Source organism: Streptomyces plumbidurans (assembly GCF_019857225.1).
Lineage (GTDB): Bacteria > Actinomycetota > Actinomycetes > Streptomycetales > Streptomycetaceae > Streptomyces > Streptomyces plumbidurans.
The window spans coordinates 11943-34008 of record NZ_JAFJSY010000098.1 but is presented as its reverse complement, the minus strand read 5'-3'; the positions used below and the strand labels follow the sequence as shown (position 1 = coordinate 34008).

Sequence of the window (22066 nt, the reverse complement as noted above, 5' to 3'; positions counted from 1 at the left end):
AACATCGGGATGTCGTTGGGCATGTCGCCGAAGGCGATCGTGTCGGCGGCCTTCAGGCCGAGCCGCCTGGCCGCGAGCGAGAGACCCGTCGCCTTCGACAGACCCAGCGGCAGCAGTTCGACGATTCCCTCGCCCGCCATCGCCACCGTGACGAAGCCGCCCGCGGCCCGCCGGGACGCCTCCGCGAGCTCGTCGTCCGTCAGCCGGGGATGCTGTATGTAGATCTTGTTCAGCGGGGCCGCCCAGAGGTCGGAGGCGTCCGTGAAGGGCGTGGCCGGAAGCCTGCCGGTGACCGCGTAGCCCGGGCCGACCAGCACCTCGCCGTCCAGCCCGTCCCGGCTCGCCGCCAGATGCAGCGGGCCGACCTCCGCCTCGATCTTGGCCAGCGCCACACCCGCCAGCTGCCGGTCCAGCGTCACGGACGTCAGCAGGCGGTGCGCCCCGGCGTCGTAGACCTGCGCGCCCTGGCCGCACACCGCGAGGCCCTCGTAGCCGAGGTCGTCGAGGATGTGCCGGGTCCAGGGGACCGCGCGGCCGGTGACGACGATGTGCGCCGCGCCCGCCCCGGTGGCCGCGGCGAGCGCGTCACGGGTGCGCTGAGAGACCGACTCGTCGGAACGCAGGAGCGTTCCGTCGAGGTCGGTCGCGATCAGCCTGTACGGGAAGCCCTCGGGTCCGGACGTGCCGCTCACTTGGCGACCGGTTCCAGGACCTCTCGGCCGCCCAGGTACGGGCGCAGCACCTCGGGGACGCGGACGGAGCCGTCGGCCAGCTGGTGGTTCTCCAGGATCGCCACGATCGTGCGCGGTACGGCGCACAGCGTGCCGTTGAGCGTCGCCAGCGGCTGCACCTTCTTGCCGTCGCGCAGCCGCACCGACAGCCGGCGGGCCTGGAAGCTGTCGCAGTTGGAGGCCGAGGTCAGCTCGCGGTACTTGCCCTGGGTCGGGATCCACGCCTCGCAGTCGTACTTGCGGGACGCCGACGCGCCGAGGTCGCCGGAGGCCACGTCGATCACCTGGAACGGCAGCTCCAGGCCGGTCAGCCACTGCTTCTCCCACTCCAGGAGCCGCTTGTGCTCGTTCTCCGCGTCCTCGGGGGCGACGTAGGAGAACATCTCGACCTTGTCGAACTGGTGCACGCGGAAGATGCCGCGGGTGTCCTTGCCGTAGGTGCCGGCCTCGCGGCGGAAGCAGGGCGAGAAGCCGGCGTAGCGCAGCGGCAGCTGGTCGGCGTCGAGGATCTCGTCCATGTGGTACGCGGCGAGGGGGACCTCGGAGGTGCCGACCAGGTAGTAGTCGTCCTTCTCCAGGTGGTACACGTTCTCCGCGGCCTGGCCGAGGAAGCCGGTGCCCTCCATCGCGCGCGGGCGGACCAGCGCGGGAGTGAGCATCGGGGTGAAGCCGGCCTCGGTGGCCTGGGCGATCGCCGCGTTGACCAGGGCCAGCTCCAGCAGGGCGCCGACGCCGGTGAGGTAGTAGAAGCGGGAGCCGGACACCTTGGCGCCGCGCTCGACGTCGATGGCGCCGAGCGCCTCGCCGAGCTCCAGGTGGTCCTTGGGCTCGAAGCCCTCGGCGCCGAAGTCGCGGATGGTGCCGTGCGTCTCCAGGACGACGAAGTCCTCCTCGCCGCCCACGGGCACGTCGGGGTGCACGAGGTTGCCGAGCTGGAGGGCCAGGCGCGTGGTCTCCTCGTCGGCCTCGTGCTGCTCGGCGTCGGCCGCCTTGACGTCGGCGGCCAGCTGGCTCGCCCTCTTCAGCAGCTCGGCCTTCTCGTCGGCGGAGGCCTTGGGGATGAGCTTGCCGAGCGACTTCTGTTCGCTGCGCAGCTCGTCGAAGCGGACGCCGGACGACCTGCGCCGCTCGTCGGCAGACAGGAGAGCGTCGACGAGCGCGACGTCCTCTCCACGGGCGCGCTGGGACGCGCGCACACGGTCGGGGTCCTCACGGAGCAGACGAAGGTCAATCACGCGGTCAAGGCTACCGGTGCGGGGGCGGGGCCCACGACTCACTATTCCGCGCGGTGAATAATTGCGGCCTACGTTCCGTTATGACGGAAATGCGCGCAGTGTCAACAAAAAGGTGCCCCGCTCCCTGGAACGGGTAGGCCTCGGGGCGTGGGGTTGACCGTATTCCCTTGGGGGGAACGGGACTTGGGCGGTCGGTTGTCCACAGCGATCCACACCCTCCGATGAGTTATCCACAGGGTGTGCGGAGGATCTGTGGATTTCGGAATTGATCACTCCGAAACCGGGGCGTCACCGTGCGGATTCGCCGAGCAAACCACCACTTACCACTACTTTCGAGTGGAAAGGGGTCGCCCCAAAGGATTGCCTAAAGGAAACGGGTGGACGAACGGTGACATGCGAGCCGGTGGACACCGGGGAGGGCCTCAGACCGATTTGTCGACCCAATGGCACTGCGGTGTCGACTTGTCCCCAGGTCGGCAACCTCGCCTGTGGATAACTCCTGTGGACAACGAAAATGTGCAGGTAGGACTGGCCGGGCGGACCGATGGGCAGGATCGCTAGAAGCGCCCGTCCTGGCAGCGCGCCACCCAGTCGGCCGCCGACACGAACTCCTGGTCGGACGTCCCCCGCCGCGGGGCGCTCACGTCGTCGACCCCGATGTCCGCACGCGGGTACGAACCGAGGTAGCGCACCTCCAGACAGATCCGCTTGAGCCCCATCAGTGCCTCGGCCACCCGGCGGTCGGAGATGTGACCCTCCGCGTCGATGCAGAAGCAGTAGTTGCCGATGCCCGCGCCGGTGGGCCGGGACTGCAGCAGCATCAGGTTGATGCCGCGGGTGGCGAACTCACCCAGCAGATCGCGCAGTCCACCGGGGTGGTCGTCGCGCTGCCACAGCACGACGGAGGTCTTGTCCGCGCCGGTCGGCGCCGCGGGCCGGGCGGGCCGACCGACCAGCACGAAGCGGGTCTGCGCGTTCTCGGCGTCGTGGATGCCGGTCTCCAGCGCCTCCAGGCCGTACAGCGCGGCGGCGAACTCGCCCGCGAACGCGGCGTCGTACTGGCCCTCCTGGACCAGCCGGGCGGCGTCCGCGTTCGAGGCGGCCGACTCCCAGTGGGCGTCCGGGAGGTTGTTCCTGAGCCAGTTGCGCACCTGCGGCTGGGCGGCCGGATGGGCGGAGACCGTCTTGATGTCCGACAGCTTCGTGCCCGGCCTGACCAGCAGCGCGAAGGTGATCGACAGCAGCACCTCGCGGTAGATCATCAGCGGGGCGCCCGCGACCAGTTCGTCGAGCGTGGTCGTGATGCCGCCCTCGACGGAGTTCTCGATCGGCACGAACGCGGCCTCGGCCTCGCCGACGCGCACCGCGTCCAGGGCGGACTGCACGGAGACGTAGGGGATCAGCTCCCGGGTGGCCGCCTCGGGAAGCGTGCGCAGGGCGGCTTCGGTGAAGGTGCCCTCGGGACCGAGATACGCGTAGCTCGCTGGCATGTCCTCACCCTAATGGGCCTACGGGGACACGGCTCACGTGTCCCGCATGTGCCCCCGCGGCGGGTGAACCGGCGCGCGGCTCACCCCTCCAGCAGCCGCTGCCCCACGTACTCCCCCTTCGCCGCACCGCCCGGCACCGCGAACAGTCCGCTCGCCTCGTGCCGGATGTACTTCGACAGGGCGTCCCCGCGGTCGAGCTTGCGCTGCAGGGGGACGAAGCCGCGCAGCGGATCGGCCTGCCAGCAGACGAACAGCAGCCCGGCGTCGGGCACCCCGTCGGCGTCGACGCCGTCGTAGAAGGAGAACGGGCGCCGCAGGATCGCCGCACCGCCGTTCTGGTCGGGGCGCGTGATGCGGGCGTGGGCGTTGACCGGGACGACGTACTCGCCCTTGGCGTCGGTCTTGTCCAGGTCCATCGGGGTCTTCTCGGTGCCGCCCGACAGCGGCGCCCCGTCGGACTTCCTGCGCCCGATGACGTTCTCCTGCGCGTGCAGGCTCAGCTTCTCCCAGTCGTCGAGGAGCATGCGGATGCGGCGTACGACGGCGTAGGAGCCGTATCTCATCCAGGACGGGTCGTTCGAGCCGGACGCGGGCACGAAGATGCGCCGGTCGAAGTCGGCGTCGGACGGCTTCGGGTTGCGGGTGCCGTCGATCTGGCCCATGAGGTTGCGGGCCGTCATGGGGTGCGCCGTGGCGCCCGGCGTGCGGTTGAAGCCGTTCATCTGCCAGCGGAGCCGCGCGGCGCTGCCCGCGTCCTTCTGGATCGCGCGCAGCGCGTGGAAGGCCACCAAAGCGTCGTCGGCCCCGATCTGCACCCACAGGTCGCCGTTGCTGCGGGACTTGTCGAGATGGTCGGAGGAGAAGTCGGGCAGCGGGTCCAGCGAGACGGGGCGCTGCTCGTCCAGGCCGGTGCGGGAGAAGAAGCTGTGCCCGAAGCCGAAGGTGATCGTCAGCGACGACGGCCCGGCGTCGCGCGCCACGTCGGTGTCGTCGTGCGCCAGGGGTTCGCCCGCCATCAGCCGCTCGGCCGTCGCCGACCAGCGGCGCAGCAGGGCGGCGGCCTCCTTGCGGCCCGCGCCCGCCGCCAGGTCGAAGGCGACGAGATGGCCCGCGGTCTGGAGGCCCTCGGTGATGCCGGGTTGATGTTTCCCGTGAAACATCGCTTTCGTGGCGCCGACGGAGGTCAGCGGGGTGGCCCCGGAGGGCGCGGCCGCGTACCCCACGGCGCCGCCCGCCGCGCCGAGCACGAGCCCGGTGGCACCGGCGGTGCCGAGCAGGGCACGCCGCGAGACGCCTTGCGCGGAAGGAGCCCCGCTCGCGGCGCCTGCGCCCGTGTCTGTGCCCTTGCCCTTGCCCGTGCCCGTGCCCGTGCCCGCAGTGGTGCGGGCCTCCGGAATGGATCGTTCAGCCATGGTGCGGTTCAGCCGATCTGCGCGTTCTTGGAGACGGTCACCTGGTCGATGTCGGAGGTCCGCACGGTCACGGCGACCTTCCAGTCGCCGGCCATCGGGATCTGCACGTTCTTGGCCGACCAGTGTCCGGTGGTGATGCGGTCGGGCGTGACCGGCAGCGGCCCGATCTTCTTGGCCTCCAGGGTGAAGGCGAGCTTCACCTCGGGGACGTCGAAGGCGCGCCCGTTGGGCCGGGTGACGTAGACGTGCATCTCGTTGCCGCCCACGCGCGCGGGGTCGACGTCCACCGACACCACGCCCTTGCCGTCGCTGCCGCCCGTGTCGAACGGCATGGTCAGCGTCAGCGCGCCGGACGACGCATCGGAGGAGGAGTCGGCCGAGGAGGACGCGGCCGACGACGAGGCGGCCGCCTCGGCCTGCTGTGCCGTACGGCCCGGCTCGGTCTGCGTCAGCACCGTGGTGACGGCGAGCAGCGCCACGGCGACGCCCGCCTCGGCGAGCACGGAGCGCCGTAGCCCGAAACGGTGGGGGTCGGCGTCCCGCTGCCGCTTCTGCCGCGCGATGTCCACGGCGGCCCGCTGGCGGGCGAGTTGGGCGGCGCGCTCGGGGTCGCCGGACGCCTTGGAGCTGCCGTCGGCCGTGTTCTTCCCGCCGCCGGAGGTCGTCTTCCGGGCGCCGGTCCTGGCGTCGGCCGTCGAGGTACTCGCGCTGACGCGCGCCTTCTCCCGCGGGCGTACCTCCGCGGGCGCCGTGTCCGCCAGCCGCGCCGTCCACCGCCGGGAGAAGAACGCGATGCCCACCAGCAGCGCCACCAGCCCGATCTTGACCAGCAGCAGCTGCCCGTACGACGTGTCGGTGAACGCCGACCAGGAGCCGAGCTGACGCCACGACTGGTAGATGCCGGTCGCCACCAGCGCGAGCACGCTGCAGAAGGCGACCTGGGAGAAGCGCCGTACCGCGGCCGTCTCGACGGGGGTGTCCGATCGGTACAGCGCGACCAGGAGCGCGCACAGCCCGCCCAGCCAGGCCGCGACCGCCAGCAGGTGGACGACGTCGACCGGCATCGCGATCCCGGGCTGCAGCCCGGTCGAGGCGTGCTCGGCCATCGCCCAGCTCGCCGCGAGACCTGCGGACACGACGAACCCGCCGATCGCGAGCCCGAAGGTCAGATCGCGCTTCTCCTCGTCCTCACGCTTGTCGTAGGCGCCGAAGAGCACCGCGATGAACAGTGCCGCGGCGGCGAGCAGCAGCAGCCGGGACACCAGCGCCGCCCCGGTCTTGGTCTGCAGCACTTGCCCCAGCAGCCCCAGGTCGAAGATGTCGCCGACCTTGCCGGTGCTGGTGTAGGAGCCGCGCAGGAGCAGCAGCAGAAGGGTCGCTGCGGTCAGCGACAGCCAGCCGGAGACCACGAGCCGCTGCAGCGGACGTACCCCCGAACCGCGTTGCCAGCAGGCCAGCACGAAGGCGGCGCCGCCCACCATCACGATGAAGCCGGCGTACGACATATAGCGTCCGAAGCCGTACAGCCAGCCCACCACGCCGCCGCCGACCTCCTGGCCGACCGCCTTGACCGAGGTGGAGGACGGGGCGCCGATGGAGAAGGTGAAGGCGCCCGCGACCGGATGGCTGTCCGCCGACACGACCTGCCAGGACACCGTGTACGTGCCGTCGGACAGGCCGCCCTTCAGCTTCACGGCGTACGAGGTGCCGCTGACGTTGGCCGGGTTGCCGGCGTCGACGCGCTTGCCCTTGGGGTCGAGCACGCGCAGCGAGTCGTCTGAGGTGGCGACCTTCTCGGAGAAGGTGAGCGTGACCTGGCTGGGCGCCGTGTCGACCACCACCCCCTGCGCGGGGTCGCTGCCGGTCAGCGCGGCGTGCGCGGACGCCGGTCCGGCACCGGCGAGGAGCACGCCGATGACGGTCAGGCACAGCAGCACCAGGATCCGCATACGGCGGGGGGTGGTGGTCTGCGTCACGGTGATCCCTCCCTCAGTGTCCGTTCGCGGGGTTGTACGTGGCGGACTTCACCGGCATCTCAACCCTGATCGGGCCGGACTCGGCGAAGTGGAGTTCCACGCTCACCTTCTGGCCCTGCTTCGGCTTCCGCTTCAGGTTCTCGAACATCAGGTGGTTGCCGCCGCTCTGGAACTCGAGCCGGCCGTGCGCGGGGATGGCCAGCGACTTGACCTCCTCCATGGACTGCCCGACGGTCCGGTGGACCGTCACGCTGCCCGCGGCGTCACTGGTGACGGAGGTCAGTTCGTCCTTGCCGCCGCCGTTGTTGGCGATGGTGAGGAAGCCCGCGGCCATGTCGGAGACCGGCTGGGGCATGTAGGAGGAGCTGACGGACAGGTCGGCCTTCGTGTCGCCGGAGTCACCGGAGCCGCCGCAGGCCGTCAGGGCGAGCGCGCCGGCTATCAGCGCCGCCGGCGCGACGAGGTGCCTCACGGGTTCTCCCCCTTGACGATCTTGGGGAGGTCCTTGGTGTAGTCGTCGACGGTGGCGTCCTCGCCGTAGAGGACGTAGCCGCCGTTCGTCTTCGGCGAGAACGCGATGACCTGGGTGCCGTGCACCGAGACGGTCTTGCCCGTCTTCTTGTCCTTGTGGGTCGGCTCGATGGAGATGCCGAGGGTGCGGGCGCCGGCCTGGATGGTGGCGAAGTCGCCGGTCAGGCCCACGAACTGGGGGTCGATGCCCTTGAGCCACTTGCCCAGTTCAGTGGGGGTGTCGCGGCCCGGATCGGTGGTGACGAACACGACCCGCAGCTTGTCCTGCTCGGACTTGGGCAGCTGCTTCTTGGCGACGGCGAGGTTGTTCATCGTCAGCGGGCAGATGTCGGGGCAGTGGGTGTAGCCGAAGTAGATCAGCGTCGGCCGGCCCGCCGTCTCCTTGCGGAAGTCGTACTTCTTGCCCTGGGTGTCGGTCAGCACGAGGTCCGGCTTCTCGAAGGGCTTGTCGAGGATGGTCGCGGCCTTCTGCGAGGTGTCCTCGGAGACCGCGGCGACGGGTGACTTGCCGTCGTCACCGCTGCCGCACGCGGAGAGGGTCAGGCAGGCGGCGGCGAGCAGCGCGGCCGCGGCGAACGTCTTCTTGCGCATACTGCATTCTCCCGGGGGACGCCCCCCGCACCCCGGCCGCACGACCGGCGGGCCGGGGACACGGGGGCGTCCCGAGAAGTGGGGTGGGTGGACGGACGGGTCAGGCGTCGCTGCGGCGGCGGCCGGCGAGCACGCCGTACGCCACGCCCAGCGCGCCGACGACGATGCCGACGATGCCCAGCACGCGCGCGGTGGTGTCGCTGCTGTCGCTGTCGGCGGAGGTGTCGGCGGCCGTGTTCTGGGTGTCCTTGGCGTTGTCGGAGGCGTCGTTGGCGGTGGAGCCGTGCGCGGCGTCGTCCTCGGCGGCGGACAGGGTCAGCACCGGGGCCGGGTTCTCGGGCTCCGCCTGGCCCTTCTGCTGGACCTCGATCCAGCGGACGACCTCCTTGTTCGAGTACGTCTGCAGCGCCTTGAAGGCGAGTTGGTCGGTGTCCTCGGGCAGGGTGCCGACGGAGACCGGGAACTTCTGGAAGAAGCCGGGCTCGACGCCGCCGCTCTTCGCCGTCCAGGTGATCTTGGAAACGGCCTCGTCGATCTTCTCGCCGTGCATCTCGATCGGCTTGGCCAGCTTGGACTTGGTGACCTTGATGTCCCAGCCGTCGATCGGCTCCGGCATGGCGGACGCCAGCGGGTGGTCGGTCGGGAAGCTGACCTCGAGCTTGGTGGTCGAGGCCTTGTCGCGCTCGTTGGGGACCTTGAAGTCGATGACGGCGTAACCGCCCTTGGCCGCGGTGCCCTCGGGCTGCACGGTGACGTGCGCGAAGGCGGGCGAGGACAGGACGACGACGGCCGAGGCGGCAAGGGCGCCGGTGACGGCGAGACGGGATGCCTTCATGAACGGGTGCACTCCACTTCGAGTGAGATTCCGAGTGAGGTTCGGTGACGAGGGGCGCGTGACGCGGGGTGCGGGCACGCGCGTGTGCCGCGCGACGGCGGCCCCTCTCCCGGTCCCGGCAGAGTGGCGGTTCGCGTCGCGTCAGGCGGCGAGAGCGAGCACGGCGGCCGGCGGGCCGCGTCTGATCACCGAGTGCTGGAGTGCGGTGGTACGGGGCTTGCGGGGCGGAAGCAGCGCGGTGCGCGGCGGAGCCGGATCCGTCTCGGGCAGCCCGGGGAGCCCGGCACGCAGCGCGCGCACCAGCGCGAGCGCCCCGCGCAGGGAGCGTACGAAGGCCCCTTCGGCGACCATGTGCGCCGACAGCGTGGACAGTTCCGCGAGCCGCAGCAGGGCCAGGTCGCCGCGGCGCAGCAGCCAGCCCGCGGCGATCGCCGCGAGGACGTGACCGAGCAGCATCGGCAGGGACGGCAGCAGCGAGGTGACGGAACCGGCGGTGGACAGGGCGTCCGCCGGATGGTGCGCGGAGCCCATGTCCATGGCCGTCTCCGGGGACAGCCGGGCGTCGGCGAGAATCCTGCGGGCCTGGGCGGGGCTGATCGCCGCTGCCGTGGTCCCGCACACCAGCCGCGCCGCCCGCTCCACCACGGAGGCGTCGGACATCGACTGCATCGACGACATGGACGACATGGATGTCATGGATGTCATGGATGCCATCGACTTCATCGACGACATCGAGCCCATGCCGGAACTGGCGTGCTGCGCCAGTCCGAACAGCGTGTGCAGCGCGGTCTGTCCGGCCGCGAGCAGGGCCGCGATGCCCGGCAGCGAGCGCGCGCGTCCGGCGAGGGGTGCCGTGACGAGGAGTGTCCCGAGGAACCCCGCGCCCAGCGTCCACAGCGGCACCGTGGCGCAGGAGGCGAGGGTGTGCCCTGCCGCGGCCAGCACGACGCAGACCACGGCGAACACCGCGGCCCTGAAAATCCGGAGATCGTTTCCGGAGCGCGCCGAGCGCGGGTGGGGGGCAGACATGGCGGGCTCATCATCGCACTGGCCCCAGGGGCGCCGTACGGCAGGTCCGCAAGGTTCGGGTACGGGCCGGAAGGTCGCCCTCTGACCGGGGCCGCCCGCACATACACCGATTACGTTCCGGACGCATCGCCCATATGGGCTGCATCACGTCAACTCTGTGCTTACAACGGGGTACGCGCGGCAATACGTAACGGTATGTCGAGCCGCTGGCTGGAGGCTGGAGCATGAGCATCTGGTGGTCACTCCACTTGCGGCGGGAAGCCGCGAGCGTTCCGCTCGCCAGACGGCTGCTGCTCGGCACGATGGAGACGGCGGGCGTCGACCCCGACATCTCCTACGACCTCTCCGTGGCCCTCAGCGAGGCCTGTGCGAACGCCGTCGAGCACGGCGGGGGCACCGTCCAGGGCGCGTCCTCGGAGGCGTACCGGGTCACCGCCTATCTCGACGGCGAGAAGTGCCGCATCGAAGTCACCGACTCCGGACCGGGGTTCGGCCCCGCCCCGGCGCCCCGCCCCGTCCGCACGGACGCCGAGCACGGGCGGGGCCTGTTCCTGATCCGCGAACTCGCCGACCACGTCCACATCGGCAACAAGCCGGGCCGTGAGGGCACGGTGGTGAGCTTCGACAAGATCCTCAAGTGGCGCGAGGACGCGCCCCTGATGGCCGTGTGAGAAGCCGGACCGGTTCGCGGGCAGGGGCCCGGCCCGAGTGACGGACCGGCTTTCTCAGCCGTTCTCCAGCACCTTCCCCAGCACCTCCAGCGCCTGCGGATACGCCCGCTCCCGAGGTGTCCCGTAGCCGACGACGAGCCCCTGCGGGCGTCCCGGGGCGGGCGTGTGCCAGTGGTCGCCCAGGTGCCCCACGGCCAGCCCTTCGGCCTCGGCCCGCTTCAGCACCTCCTCCTCGTCGGCGACCTCCACGAGCGCGTGCAGCCCGGCGGCGATCCCGCGCACCTCGGTCCGGCCGCCGAGCAGGCCGAGCAGCTGGTCCCGGCGTCTGCGGTAGCGCAGCCGGCAGGCGCGCACATGGCGGTCGTAGGCGTGGCTGTCGATGAGTTCGGCGAGCGCCAACTGACCGATGGACTCGGTGTGGTGATCGCTGTGCAGCTTGGCGTCGGCGACCGCGTCGACCAGGTGCGGCGGCAGCACCATCCAGCCGAGCCGCAGCGCGGGCCCCAGCGTCTTCGAGGCGGTGCCCAGATAGACGACCCGCCCCGGCGCCATCCCCTGGAGCGCGCCGACGGGCTGGCGGTCGTAGCGGAACTCCCCGTCGTAGTCGTCCTCGACGATCAGCCCGTCACGCGCGCGTGCCCAGTCCGTGAGCGCGCGTCGCCGTTCGGGGTGCAGCGTCACGCCGGTCGGGTACTGATGCGCGGGCGTCACCACCACCGCCCGGCAGTCCCCCAGCTCCTGCGCGCACGCGCCCCGTTCGTCGACGCGTACGGGCACCACCGTGCCGCCGTTGTGCCGCACCACCTCCCGGTGGAAAGGCAGCCCCGGGTCCTCCATGGCGATCGTCTCGCCGTCCAGCACCCGGGTGAGCAGCGCGAGCCCCTGCACATACCCCGAGGTGATCACGATCCGCTCGGGCGGCGCGATGACGCCCCGGGCCCGCCCCAGATACCCCGACAGCGCGGTGCGCAGCTCGATCCGGCCGCGCGGATCGCCGTAGTCGTACGCCAGCAGCGGCGCCGTGGCGATGGCCCGGCGCAGCGCCCGCAGCCAGGCCGCCGCCGGGAACGCCCCGACGTCCGGGCTTCCGGGGCGGAGATCGAAACGCGGGGTACGCGCGCGTGCCGCCGCCTCCGGTGCCTCGGCGTCGAGGGAGGGCAGCGAGGCGACCCGGGTGCCCGAGCCCTGCCGGGCGGTCAGGTAGCCCTCGGCGACCAGCTGGTCGTAGGCCGCCTTGGCGGTGCCCCGGGAGATGCCGAGTTCCTCGGCCAGCCGCCGGGTCGCCGGCAGGCGGGTCCCGGGCGCGAGCCGCCCGTCGCGTACGGCGTCCCGCAGCGCCCGCTCCAGCCCGATGCGCCGTCCGTCGGCGGCGTCCGGCTCCAGATGAAGATCGACACCGACACCGGACCAGAAGTCGTTCACGAATCCCCTCCCCCAGGGCATGTCTTGCGGATCGTCCCGGCGCCGCGGGCACGCGAAGGGCCGGGCACCTCTCGGGTGCCCGGCCGTACGTGTTCCATCAGCCCTTCAGGGACGCCATCCAGGACTCGACCTCGTCGGAGCGCCGCGGCAGTCCCGCCGACAGGTTCCGGTTGCCGTCCTCGGTCACCAGGATGTCGTCCTCGATCCGGACCCCGATGCCGCGGTACTCCTCGGGCACCGTCAGGTCGTCGGCCTGGAAGTACAGGCCCGGCTCGACGGTGAGGCACATCCCCGGCTCCAGCGTGCCGTCGACGTAGCTCTCCACGCGCGCGGCGGCGCAGTCGTGCACGTCCAGACCGAGCATGTGGCCGGTGCCGTGCAGCGTCCACCGGCGCTGCAGCCCGAGCTCCAGCACCCGCTCCACCGGTCCCTCGACCAGACCCCACTCGACGAGCCGCTCGGCGAGCACCCGCTGCGCGGCGTCGTGGAAGTCGCGGTACTTGGCGCCCGGCCTGACGGCCGCGATGCCGGCCTCCTGGGCGTCGTACACGGCGTCGTAGATCTTCTTCTGGATCTCGCCGAAGCGGCCGTTGACCGGCAGCGTGCGCGTGACGTCGGCGGTGTAGTACGTGTGCGTCTCGACGCCCGCGTCAAGGAGCAGCAGGTCGCCGGAGCGCACCGGTCCGTCGTTGCGCACCCAGTGCAGGGTGCAGGCGTGCGGGCCGGCGGCGGCGATCGTGCCGTAGCCGACGTCGTTGCCCTCGACGCGGGCGCGGAGGAAGAACGTGCCCTCGATGTAGCGCTCGGAGGTCGCCTCGGCCTTGTCGAGGACCTTCACGACGTCCTCGAAGCCGCGCACGGTCGAGTCGACCGCCTTCTGCAGCTCGCCGATCTCGAACTCGTCCTTGACCAGCCGCGCCTCGGAGAGGAAGACCCGCAGCTCCTCGTCGCGCTCGCCGGTGACCTTGTCGGTCAGGGCCGCCTCGATCGCGGCGTCGTAGCCGCGCACGACCCGCACCGGGCCGGTGGCCTCGCGCAGCGCGTCGGGCAGTTCGCGGACGTCGGAGGCGGGGATGCCGTAGAGCTTCTCGGCCTCGGTGAGGGAGTGCCTGCGGCCCACCCACAGCTCGCCCTGGCCGGAGAGCCAGAACTCGCCGTTGTCCCGGTCGGAGCGGGGCAGGAGGTAGATCGTCGCGTCGTGGCCGGTCGCCGTGGGCTCCAGGACGAGGACGCCGTCCTCGGTCTGGTTGCCGGTGAGGTAGGCGTACTCGACCGAGGCCCGGAAGGCGTACTCCGTGTCGTTCGAGCGGGTCTTGAGGCCGCCCGCGGGGATCACCAGACGCTCGCCGGGGAAGCGCGCGGAGAGCGCCGCGCGGCGCGCGGCCGTCTCGGCGGCCTGGGCGATCGGCTCCAGGTCGTGCAGCTCCGTGTCGGCCCAGCCCGACTTCATGTTCTCGGCCAGCTCGTCGGAAACGCCCGGGTACAGGCCGTTCTTGCGCTGCTTGATCGGCTCTTCGCTCTCTTCCGGGGTCGCCGGCGTGAGCTCGTCTGCCACGGTCATCCTCCTCGATACGGCACTGGACCCCCTCCATCGTACGGTCGTGCGGAAGGGGTCCAAGAGGCGAAGGACCTGTTACCGGTGGCAGCGGCGCGCGCACCGGGCACGCGCCCCGGCTCACTCGAAGCGCGCCGCCAGCAGGACGACGTCCTCCTCGCCGTCGGCCTCGTCCCGCCCGTCCGGCAGCACCGTGTGCAGCACATGGTCGGCGATCGCGTCCGGGTCGCCCCGCAGCGCCCTGGGCACACCGGCAGCCGCCGCGTGCAGCCGGGCGAAGGCGCGGTCGGTGGGGTCGCCGGTGCGGTGCAGCAGCCCGTCGGTGTAGAGCAGCACGGTCTCGCCGCGCTCCGCCTGCATCTCCACGCTCGGCGCCTCCCAGCAGGCGAGCATGCCGAGCGGCGCGGAGACGGACGTCTCCACGAACTCGGTGCGCCGCTCGCCGACCAGCAGCGGCGGGCAGTGCCCGGCACCGGCCAGCGTGATCTTGCGCAGCGCGGGTTCGCAGTAGGCGAACAGGGCGGTGGCGGAGCGGGCGGGCTCGGTCAGCCGCAGCAGCAGTTCGAGATCGGACAGCACGGCGACCGGGTCCTCGCCCTCCATCACGGCGTACGCCCGCAGGGATGCCCGCAGCCGCCCCATCGCGGCGACCGCGCTCGGTCCCGAGCCCGTCACCGACCCCACCGCGAGGCCCAGTGCGGCGTCGGGCAGCGGCAGCGCGTCGAACCAGTCGCCGCCGCCGCGCGGGCCGGTGCGGTGCCGGGCGGCGAGCTGCACGCCGGGCACGCGGGGGAGCCGGGACGGCAGCAGCTCCTCCGACATCGTCGCCATGGACGTGCGCGTGCGCTCCAGCTCCACCAGCCGGGCCAGGTGCTCGCCGGCGTAGCGCGCGTAGAGCCCGACCAGATGGCGCTGGCGCTCCACGGGTTCGGCCGGCTCGTCGTACAGCCACACGGCCGCGCCGAGGCGGCCCGCGCCCTTGGCGACCAGGGGCAGCGCGTAGCAGGCGGCGTAGCCGAGGCGGGCGGCCACCTCGCGGTGGCGGGGGTCGAGGCCGTCCTCGGCGAACAGGTCCGGCTCGGCGATCTCCCCGTCCCCGCCCGGCAGTCCGTCGAGGATGCGGCCGTAGGACATGGCGCTGCGCGGCACGGTCTCGATGTGTCCGAGGTCGGCGCGGGCGAGGCCGAGGCCGATCGTCGTCTCCGGTCCGAGTCCGTCGCGCGGCTCCAGGACGACGAGTCCGCGCCGGGCGCCCACCAGGGCGGCGCCCGCGCGCAGCACCTCCGTCAGCGCGTCCGCGAGTACGTCCGTGCCGGTCAGGCGCTCGGTGAGTTCATGGAGCGTGGTGAGGTCCGAGACCCAGCCGGCGAGGCGGTCGGTGAGCAGGGCCCCTGGTGGGTGCGGTGGGGGGACCGGGGCGGTACCCGAGCCGGCGGACGCGGGCGCGACAGTGTGTGCGGGCGAGGGAACCGTTGAATCGATTCCAGCCACTTTCGAAGGGTGAGGGGCGTTCATGTCGTCCGGCTTTCCGACCGGTGCGTACTGCTCAAAAGCATCGCAAACCCCCATGTCATTCTGCGTCGCTAGCAGTGTCTCCACATGTACACGCACTCGTTAGGGGATGTCCAGCATTGTCCTGCTGGGATTCCTGGTGTCCATGGGCAACCAGTGACCTCCTTGCGTAAAAGCAAATTTGGCTTAAAACTGACTCGGGTTACGGTCTATTGCGGTCGACTGGGTTTGCTCCACAGAGCGTCACAGCGGTCGCGATGGGTACGTACTCGGTGAAGGCCAGGGGTGGTTGACAGCCACCCGGAACCTGGTTCCCGCTCCGGGCGTCCTATCCACCGACGACCGAGCCCCATCCTCCCGTGGCAGAGGCGAAGAGAAATACACGGGACGGCAAAACGCCAGACTTCGCCACCCCCGCGCCACGCCCATGCTTTTGATGGAAGCAGTATGGGCGGAGCAGTCGAGGATGCCGCGGACGCAGTCAATGTTCGGCCCATAGGGGTTCCCCTTGCCCGGGGCAGGGGTGTGATGCGCCAACAGGTACGCACAGTGAAGTGATCGACACATGGTGTGATGTGGCCCACGGTGTTGCCAGCGGTGCAACGGAAAGGAACGAGCGCTCATGCGCGAGATCCTCAAAAGGCGACGCAGGCTCCTGTCCAAGCGCAGCGACGGAAGGCCTGAGTTGATCAGCGCGGCCCTGACCTTCGCGACGGAATATCAGTGGCCCGTACTCCCGGGTGTGGCGGCGGACCCGCAGGGGCGTTCCCGCTGCGGCTGCCCCGACGCCGAGTGCACGGTGCCCGGCGCGCACCCCTTCGACCCCGGCCTCCTCGCGGCCACCACCGACGCCCGCATGGTGCGCTGGTGGTGGGGCAACCGCCCGGCCGCGCCGATCATCCTGGCCACCGGCGGCAAGGCCCCCTGCGCCGTGAGCCTGCCGGCCCTCGACGCCGCGCACGCCCTGACCGCGCTCGACCGCGTGGGCATGCGCATCGGCCCGGTCGTCGCCTCGCCGAGCCGCTGGGCGATCCTCGTGAAGCCGTACGGCATGGAGCAGTTGGGCGAGCTGCTCTACGCCAAGGACTTCGTCCCCGGCTCCCTGCGCTTCCACGGCGAGGGCGGCTATCTCGCGCTGCCCCCCTCCGTGACCGGCGAGGGCGACATCCACTGGGAGCGCGCACCACTGCCCGGCTCCGCCTCCCCCTGGGTCCCCGACGTCGAGGCCGTGGTGGACGTCGCGGTCGAGGTCCTCACTCGTACGGGTGTGAGCGCACCCGAGTTGTAGGGGTGTCGGGCGCGCACGGTGCTGCGCGCCCCCGTGCGGTGGCTATCTTCCGCAGTATGAACCTCCGTCTGGTCGCCCTCGCGGGCGTCGTGGCGTGCGCGATCGCGCTGCCGCTGGCCGTGGCGTCCGCGGGACCGCCGGGCGACGAGGACCGCACCGTCGTCCGTGCCCCCGCGCGCGAAACGGTACGGTCCTCTCCGCGCGACGTGGACGCCAAGGCACCCTCCGCCGCCCTCTTTGGACCGTCCCGGCTGCTCGGCCTGGGCCTGGCCACCGCCGTGCGCTGCGGCCCCGAACTCACCTCCCCCGACGGCATCGAGGCGCAGACCTGTGTGCTCACGCAGGGCGAGGACACCTGGGCGCGCACCTACTACCGCAATGTGACGGGCGGGGCGCTGGACTCCGTACTGAGCCTGATGGGGCCGGGCGGGCGCACGGTGCAGATGAAGTGCCGCGTGGGCGCCGACGACGAGCCGGGAATGTGCGAGACGCCCCGGGAGCACAACCGACGCGCACCGAACGCCTACACGGCCGTCGCGGAGTTCGCGTCGGGTCCGGGGAATGCGCCGCTGCTGCTGCGTTCCGGCAGCAACTCCGGTGCGTCTACCGGCAGTTGACGGAGGGTTGCATTCCGTAAAGAGCACCCGGACAGAAAAAGGTCCGGTTGCTGGCGACGGGGGATGCACCAGCAACCGGACTACTCGAACGGTAACAAGAGATCGGCGGTTCGCAAATTCGATCCGGTCTTTCCAGTCACGTATTTGCTTGTGCCGAACGGGACTTGTGAGCGGAGTCACCCATTCCGGCCGACCGGATACGGCTGATCGGTCGGTCAGCCGGATCCGGTCCCGTCACTACTGTCAACTCAGCGTGACCTGGCGGTTGGTGAGGCCGCCCCGGGCGCGGCGCTCGTCGGGGCTCAGCGGTGCGTCCGAGGCGAGGGCGGTCGCGAGGCGCTCGGCGAACTCGGCCGCCGGCTTCTCGATGTCCTCGGCGCCGACCCCGCTCGGCAGGTCCCACACCGGCACGGTGAGCCCGTGAGCGCGGAAGGAGCCCACGAGACGGGTGCCCTCGCCGAGGCCGGAGCGGCCCGCCGCGTGCAGCCGCGCGAGAGCGTCCAGAAGCTGCTCCTCCGGGTGCGGCATGACCCAGCGCAGGTGGTTCTTGTCGGGCGTCTCGCACCAGTAGGCGGCGTCCACGCCCGTGAGCTTGGCGGTCGGGATGGCCGCGGCGTTGGCCCGCTCCAGGGAGGCGGTCACCTCCGGCGTGGCGTTCTCGGAGTCCGGCACCCAGAACTCGAAGCCGCTGTGCACAACTGGCTCGAACGCGCCTTCGGGGTCGAGCAGATCCTGCAGCCGCGGACCACCGGCCGGTGCGCGGCGGCCCTCGACCGGCGTGCCGGGCTCGGCGACCAGCGCGCGCTGGAGGTTGTCGGCCAGGTCACGGCTGATGTCGCCGGACGCCGTGTCGTTCTGCAGGCCCAGCAGCACCGAGCCGTCGTCGCGGCGCAGGGCCGGCCAGGCCATCGGCAGCACCGTCGCCAGCGTCACGGACGGCACGCCCTCGGGCAGACCGCCCTTCAGGTTCAGCTCGACCGTGGCGGCCGGCACCAGCTCGCGCAGCGCCACCCAGTCGCCCTCGCCCGCGAGCCCATCGAAGGGGCGGTGCACCAGCTCGGTCGCGGCATGTGCGGCGGCCCGTCCGTGACAGGCCTTGTAGCGCCGTCCGCTGCCGCAGGGGCAGGGCTCGCGCGCGCCGACGACCGGAACCTCCCCACCGGCGCCCACGGCGCGGGCCCCGTCCGTGCGCTGCGGCTTGGCCTTCGTCTGAGGTCGCTTCTTGGCCATCGTGGGCGTCTCCCGATCACGGCTCGTCTGGTACGCCGGGAGCCTAGCCGTTCCCACCCGGCCCCACGGAAACCCCGGGGGTGGGGCGGGGTTGTTCACTCACGGTGGGGGGCGGCGCCGCTCGCTCCGGGCTGCTACGGATGGGACGGGACCGGACCGGTCGGGTTGGGTTGCCGGGTGCGGCCGGTCGGTCCGTGGCGGTCGGGAGGTGATTTCCTCGGGCCGGGTCGCCGGGTGCGGCCGTTCGTTCCGGACCGTCGGGGGCTGTCCACTCACGGTCGCCGGGTCGGCGCCGCTCGCTCCCGGCCGCCACGGACGGGACCGCTCGGGCTGGTCGCCGGATGCGGCCGTTCGATGCAGCCCGTCGCGGACCCGACCGCTCAGGTCAGGTTGCCGGGCGCAGCCGTTCGGTCCCGCCCGCCGCGCAGCGATCTCCCGGGCGCAGCCGTTAGATCCGGCTCGCCGCGCAGCGACCCCCCTCAGTCCAGGTCGTCGAACGCGTCCGCGAAGTCCAGGTCCGGCATGGGCGGGATCCTCGGCGCCGACGGGGTGGTGACGCGCGTAGGGAAGTCGTCGCGGCTGCATCGGGGGGCGCGTCCATGGTCGTCGGCCTGCACCACGACCCATACGGTGACCTCGCCGCGGGCCTCGTCCCTGACGCCCCAGTCGTCGGCGAGGGCGGTGATGATGTTCAGCCCGCGGCCGCCGTGTGCGGTGACCGAGGGGGTGGACGGAGCAGGGCGGGTGGGTCCGCCGCCGTCCGTGACCTCCACCGTGAGCCGGCCGCCGCGGTCCACGCGCCAGGCCGCCAGGACGTCCCCGTCACCGGAGAGGGCGTCACCCAGGGGCCGGCCGTGCTTGCACGCGTTGCTCAAGAGCTCGGACAGAATCAGTACGGCGTCGTCGATGACCGCGTCCGACACACCGCCCGTGCGCAGTTGCTCGCGCATACGGTGTCTCGCCTGTCCCACGCCCGCCGGGCCATGGGGTACGGCCATGCTCGACGACGCGGGCACCTCCTGTGCCACCACCAACGCCACCCCCGAGACCTCCTTTGCCCCACGCCACGGTGTGGATGCCCCAACGGCCTGGACCGGAAACCGGCCACTGCACGTTCAGTGACGCATTCGCAACGACCGGACACGGAACGAACGCGCCGGAGCACTCCCTGTAGCCATATGGCCGAATTTCGACTGTGACCGACTCTGGAGGATGGTGCCGAAGGGGTGTATGGGTCAAGGGTTCTTCACAGGTCTTTACCAGTGAAGTGACTTCATAGCGTGAAGAAAGGGGATCAGCCGTCCAGCTGATCCAGAACGGCCCGTGGCCGGTTGGTGATGATGGCGTCGACGCCCAGCTCGACGCAGAGATCCACGTCCTCGGGTTCGTTCACCGTCCACACATGCACCTGGTGCCCGGCCCGCTTCAACCGCTCGATGTACGCGGGGTGATTGCGCGCGATCCGGATGGAAGGACCCGCGATCCGGACACCCGCAGGCAGCCGTCCGTCGCGCAGCCGGGGCGAGACGAACTGCAGCAGGTAGACCGTGGGCAGCGTCGGCGAGGCGTCCCGCACGCGGTGCAGCGACCGTGCCGAGAAACTCATCACGCGGACGGGAGAGTCCCCGGGGGCGGCCGGGGCGTCCAGGCCGAACCGCTTCAGCAGCACCAGCAGCCGTTCCTCCACCTGTCCGGCCCATCGGGTGGGGTGCTTGGTCTCGATCGCCAGCTGCACCGGCCGCCCCGCGTCCGCGACCAGCTCCAGCAGCCGTTCCAGCGTCAGTACGGAGGTGTCCTGGCGGTCCCCGGGCAGGAACTCCCAGTCGGGCTCCTCGTCGCGGGCCCGCCACAGCTCCCGCGTCCGGCGCGAGCTGAAGTCCAGCGCGGCGAGGTCGGCCAGCTCCAGGGCGGACACCGCGCCCCGCCCGTTGGACGTACGGTTGACCCGGCGGTCGTGGACGCAGACAAGATGACCGTCCGCCGTCAGGCGGACATCGCACTCGAGGGCGTCTGCGCCGTCCTCGATGGCCTTCTTGTACGCGGCCAGGGTGTGCTCGGGGGCCTCTTCGGAGGCTCCACGGTGGGCGACGACTTGGATCCGGTGCTGCCGTGCGGGGGTCACCGCGTCATGGTGCCACCGCAGCTGGGTAGTCGTGCGATCGGAGGAGCATGGATTGCGCCCCTTTTGCCCGTCATGGCCTATATAAAGAGTGCCCTTGGACCCACAGGCACCGCTTATGGCGACCTGACGGCTCATGGGAAAAGCTGACGGCATACAAAAGAACATGCACAGCTGCATCGCGCCGGACCGTCGAACAACGTGAACGAGCGTGACCGAGTGCGACCGAGAACAACAGCCGTGGACCGAGGAGAGAAGCTGTGAGCACCGAGAACGAGGGCACCGCGGTACCCCCGGCCCCGTCCGCACCCCCCGTGCCGGTGGACGCTCCCGCTCCCTCGGCACCTGACGCCTCCCGGGGGAGCGCCCCGACGGCGCCGCTCCCGCCGGTGCCCCCGAGCGCCCCCGGCGCGCAGGAGCAGGAGCTGGTGCCCGCGGGTCATGCGCCTGCCTACGCGTCGTCCGGTGCGCAGGACCCCCAGGGCCACGGCCCGGCCGGCCCCCAGGGCTCGGCCCCGGACGCCGCCTGGCCGCCCCCGCCGCCCGCCACGCCCTCCTACGGCGACGCCGGTTCCGGCGGCTCCGGCTCCGGCTGGGGCAGCAGCTACCAGCAGCCCGCGCCGAAGTCCGGCCGCGGCGGGCTCGTCGCCGCGATCCTGGTGGCCGCGCTGGTCGCCGGCGGCCTGGGCGGCGGCCTCGGCTACACGCTGGCGAAGAACAACGACGACAGCACCGGCTCCACGACGGTCTCCGCCTCCGACGGCGGCGGCTCCCTCAAGCGCGACCCCGGCACGGTGGCGAACGTGGCCGCGAAGTCGCTGCCCAGCACCGTCACCATCCAGGCGGAGTCCACCAGCGGCGAGGGCGGCACCGGCACCGGGTTCGTCTTCGACACCCAGGGCCACATCGTCACCAACAACCACGTCGTCGCGGACGCGCTCGACGGCGGCAAGCTGTCGGCCACGTTCCCGAACGGCAAGAAGTACGACGCCGAGGTGGTCGGCCACGCCCAGGGCTACGACGTAGCGGTCATCAAGCTCAAGAACCCGCCGTCCGACCTCAAGCCGCTCGCCCTCGGCAACTCCGACAAGGTCGCGGTGGGCGACTCCACGATCGCCATCGGCGCCCCCTTCGGCCTGTCCAACACGGTGACGACGGGCATCATCAGCGCGAAGGACCGCCCGGTGGCCTCCAGCGACGGTACCGGCAGCAACGCCTCGTACATGAGCGCCCTGCAGACCGACGCCTCGATAAACCCCGGCAACTCCGGCGGCCCGCTCCTGGACGCCTCGGGCAACGTCATCGGCATCAACTCCGCGATCCAGTCCACCGGCAGCGGCGGGCTCGGCGGGACCAGCCAGTCCGGTTCGATCGGCCTCGGCTTCGCCATCCCGATCAACCAGGCCAAGTACGTCGCCCAGCAGCTGATCAAGACCGGCAAGCCGGTGTACGCCAAGATCGGCGCGTCCGTCTCCCTGGAGGACTCCAGCAACGGCGCGAAGATCACCGAGCAGGGCGCCAGCGGCTCCGACGCCGTCGAGGCGGGCGGTCCCGCCGCCAAGGCCGGCCTCAAGCCCGGTGACGTCATCACCAAGCTGGACGACCATGTGATCGACTCCGGGCCCACCCTGATCGGCGAGATCTGGACCCACAAGCCCGGCGACCAGGTCACGATCACCTACCAGCGGGACGGCAAGACCCACACCGTCCAGCTCACCCTGGGCTCCCGCTCGGGCGACAGCTGACCCACCGACCCACGCGCGCGTACCTCCCCGGGTCCGCACCATCCACCCTCCGCGCGCGCGTGCCAACCCGTTACTCT

Annotated in this window: 19 protein-coding genes; 4 read left to right on the top strand and 15 right to left on the bottom strand. The window is 71.4% G+C overall.

What is annotated here, in order from left to right; translation table 11 throughout:
- From JYK17_RS36230 to JYK17_RS36190, 9 genes are all read right to left on the bottom strand, one after another.
- The coding region (locus JYK17_RS36230; protein WP_222812051.1) for an HAD family hydrolase at positions 1-692 on the bottom strand (692 nt) is incomplete at its 3' end.
- Positions 689-1966 carry a serine--tRNA ligase gene (gene serS / locus JYK17_RS36225; protein ID WP_108010318.1) on the bottom strand — a complete coding sequence of 426 codons (1278 nt, stop codon included), beginning with the start codon at positions 1964-1966 and terminating at the stop codon, positions 689-691. The genes serS and JYK17_RS36230, both read right to left, overlap by 4 nt.
- Positions 1967-2523: 557 nt before the next feature.
- A complete protein-coding gene (gene pheA, locus JYK17_RS36220) occupies positions 2524-3456 on the bottom strand; it encodes a prephenate dehydratase (RefSeq protein WP_108010316.1) in 933 nt (310 codons plus the stop codon).
- 80 nt (positions 3457-3536) lie between these two features.
- Positions 3537-4868 carry an iron uptake transporter deferrochelatase/peroxidase subunit gene (efeB, locus tag JYK17_RS36215; RefSeq protein WP_222812050.1) on the bottom strand — a complete coding sequence of 444 codons (1332 nt, stop codon included), beginning with the start codon at positions 4866-4868 and terminating at the stop codon, positions 3537-3539.
- An 8-nt stretch (positions 4869-4876) separates the two neighbouring features.
- On the bottom strand, positions 4877-6844 hold the full coding sequence (locus tag JYK17_RS36210) for a copper resistance CopC/CopD family protein (RefSeq protein WP_222812049.1): 1968 nt from the start codon (positions 6842-6844) through the stop codon (positions 4877-4879).
- A gap of 13 nt (positions 6845-6857) precedes the next feature.
- Complete coding sequence (locus tag JYK17_RS36205) at positions 6858-7316, bottom strand: copper chaperone PCu(A)C (protein WP_108010310.1); 459 nt, start codon at positions 7314-7316, stop codon at positions 6858-6860.
- The gene (locus JYK17_RS36200) at positions 7313-7966 is read right to left on the bottom strand and encodes an SCO family protein (RefSeq protein WP_108010308.1); all 654 of its coding nucleotides are present in this window, start codon (positions 7964-7966) and stop codon (positions 7313-7315) included. The genes JYK17_RS36205 and JYK17_RS36200 overlap by 4 nt, the downstream gene beginning before the upstream one ends.
- 100 nt (positions 7967-8066) lie before the next feature.
- The gene (locus tag JYK17_RS36195) at positions 8067-8801 is read right to left on the bottom strand and encodes a YcnI family copper-binding membrane protein (RefSeq protein ID WP_128802378.1); all 735 of its coding nucleotides are present in this window, start codon (positions 8799-8801) and stop codon (positions 8067-8069) included.
- A gap of 141 nt (positions 8802-8942) precedes the next feature.
- A complete protein-coding gene (locus JYK17_RS36190) occupies positions 8943-9830 on the bottom strand; it encodes a hypothetical protein (protein WP_222812048.1) in 888 nt (295 codons plus the stop codon).
- Between the two features lie 224 nt (positions 9831-10054).
- Here JYK17_RS36190 and JYK17_RS36185 point away from each other — a divergent pair, with 224 nt between their 5' ends.
- A complete protein-coding gene (locus tag JYK17_RS36185; RefSeq protein WP_222812047.1) occupies positions 10055-10501 on the top strand; it encodes an ATP-binding protein in 447 nt (148 codons plus the stop codon).
- Positions 10502-10555: 54 nt separating this feature from the next.
- On the opposite strand, the gene pdxR is transcribed toward JYK17_RS36185, so the two are convergent.
- The 3 genes from pdxR to JYK17_RS36170 all read right to left on the bottom strand — a co-directional run bounded on the left by pdxR (position 10556) and on the right by JYK17_RS36170 (position 15047).
- Positions 10556-11923: a MocR-like pyridoxine biosynthesis transcription factor PdxR gene (gene pdxR, locus JYK17_RS36180; protein ID WP_128802375.1), complete on the bottom strand. Its 1368-nt coding sequence runs from the start codon at positions 11921-11923 to the stop codon at positions 10556-10558.
- A gap of 97 nt (positions 11924-12020) precedes the next feature.
- On the bottom strand, positions 12021-13478 hold the full coding sequence (locus tag JYK17_RS36175; RefSeq protein WP_222812046.1) for an aminopeptidase P family protein: 1458 nt from the start codon (positions 13476-13478) through the stop codon (positions 12021-12023).
- 120 nt (positions 13479-13598) lie between these two features.
- Entirely contained in the window at positions 13599-15047 is a 1449-nt protein-coding gene (locus tag JYK17_RS36170) for a PP2C family protein-serine/threonine phosphatase (protein WP_222812045.1), read from the bottom strand.
- Positions 15048-15612: 565 nt separating this feature from the next.
- Here JYK17_RS36170 and JYK17_RS36165 point away from each other — a divergent pair.
- Complete coding sequence (locus JYK17_RS36165) at positions 15613-16278, top strand: bifunctional DNA primase/polymerase (RefSeq protein ID WP_108010298.1); 666 nt, start codon at positions 15613-15615, stop codon at positions 16276-16278.
- A 56-nt stretch (positions 16279-16334) separates the two neighbouring features.
- On the top strand, positions 16335-16895 hold the full coding sequence (locus JYK17_RS36160; protein WP_108010295.1) for a hypothetical protein: 561 nt from the start codon (positions 16335-16337) through the stop codon (positions 16893-16895).
- Between the two features lie 243 nt (positions 16896-17138).
- Here the strand turns inward: JYK17_RS36160 and JYK17_RS36155 are convergent, their stop codons facing one another.
- From JYK17_RS36155 to JYK17_RS36145, 3 genes are all read right to left on the bottom strand, one after another.
- Complete coding sequence (locus JYK17_RS36155; RefSeq protein ID WP_108010293.1) at positions 17139-18125, bottom strand: DUF5926 family protein; 987 nt, start codon at positions 18123-18125, stop codon at positions 17139-17141.
- Between the two features lie 479 nt (positions 18126-18604).
- Positions 18605-19165, bottom strand: a complete 561-nt coding sequence (locus tag JYK17_RS36150; protein ID WP_372465371.1) for an ATP-binding protein — start codon at positions 19163-19165, stop codon at positions 18605-18607.
- A gap of 254 nt (positions 19166-19419) precedes the next feature.
- Positions 19420-20247 carry a glycerophosphodiester phosphodiesterase gene (locus JYK17_RS36145; protein ID WP_108010291.1) on the bottom strand — a complete coding sequence of 276 codons (828 nt, stop codon included), beginning with the start codon at positions 20245-20247 and terminating at the stop codon, positions 19420-19422.
- Positions 20248-20504: 257 nt separating this feature from the next.
- Here JYK17_RS36145 and JYK17_RS36140 point away from each other — a divergent pair, with 257 nt between their 5' ends.
- Entirely contained in the window at positions 20505-21989 is a 1485-nt protein-coding gene (locus tag JYK17_RS36140) for a S1C family serine protease (protein ID WP_108010289.1), read from the top strand.
- The last annotated feature ends 77 nt before the right edge of the window (positions 21990-22066 follow it).

Coding starts and splice junctions, on each gene's coding strand:
- pheA (WP_108010316.1), bottom strand. CDS start 3,456: ATGCCAGCGAGCTACGCGTATCTCGGTCCCGAGGGCACCTTCACCGAA.
- efeB (WP_222812050.1), bottom strand. CDS start 4,868: ATGGCTGAACGATCCATTCCGGAGGCCCGCACCACTGCGGGCACGGGC.
- JYK17_RS36200 (WP_108010308.1), bottom strand. CDS start 7,966: ATGCGCAAGAAGACGTTCGCCGCGGCCGCGCTGCTCGCCGCCGCCTGC.
- JYK17_RS36195 (WP_128802378.1), bottom strand. CDS start 8,801: ATGAAGGCATCCCGTCTCGCCGTCACCGGCGCCCTTGCCGCCTCGGCC.
- JYK17_RS36190 (WP_222812048.1), bottom strand. CDS start 9,830: ATGTCTGCCCCCCACCCGCGCTCGGCGCGCTCCGGAAACGATCTCCGG.
- JYK17_RS36185 (WP_222812047.1), top strand. CDS start 10,055: ATGAGCATCTGGTGGTCACTCCACTTGCGGCGGGAAGCCGCGAGCGTT.
- JYK17_RS36170 (WP_222812045.1), bottom strand. CDS start 15,047: ATGGGGGTTTGCGATGCTTTTGAGCAGTACGCACCGGTCGGAAAGCCG.
- JYK17_RS36165 (WP_108010298.1), top strand. CDS start 15,613: ATGCGCGAGATCCTCAAAAGGCGACGCAGGCTCCTGTCCAAGCGCAGC.
- JYK17_RS36160 (WP_108010295.1), top strand. CDS start 16,335: ATGAACCTCCGTCTGGTCGCCCTCGCGGGCGTCGTGGCGTGCGCGATC.
- JYK17_RS36155 (WP_108010293.1), bottom strand. CDS start 18,125: ATGGCCAAGAAGCGACCTCAGACGAAGGCCAAGCCGCAGCGCACGGAC.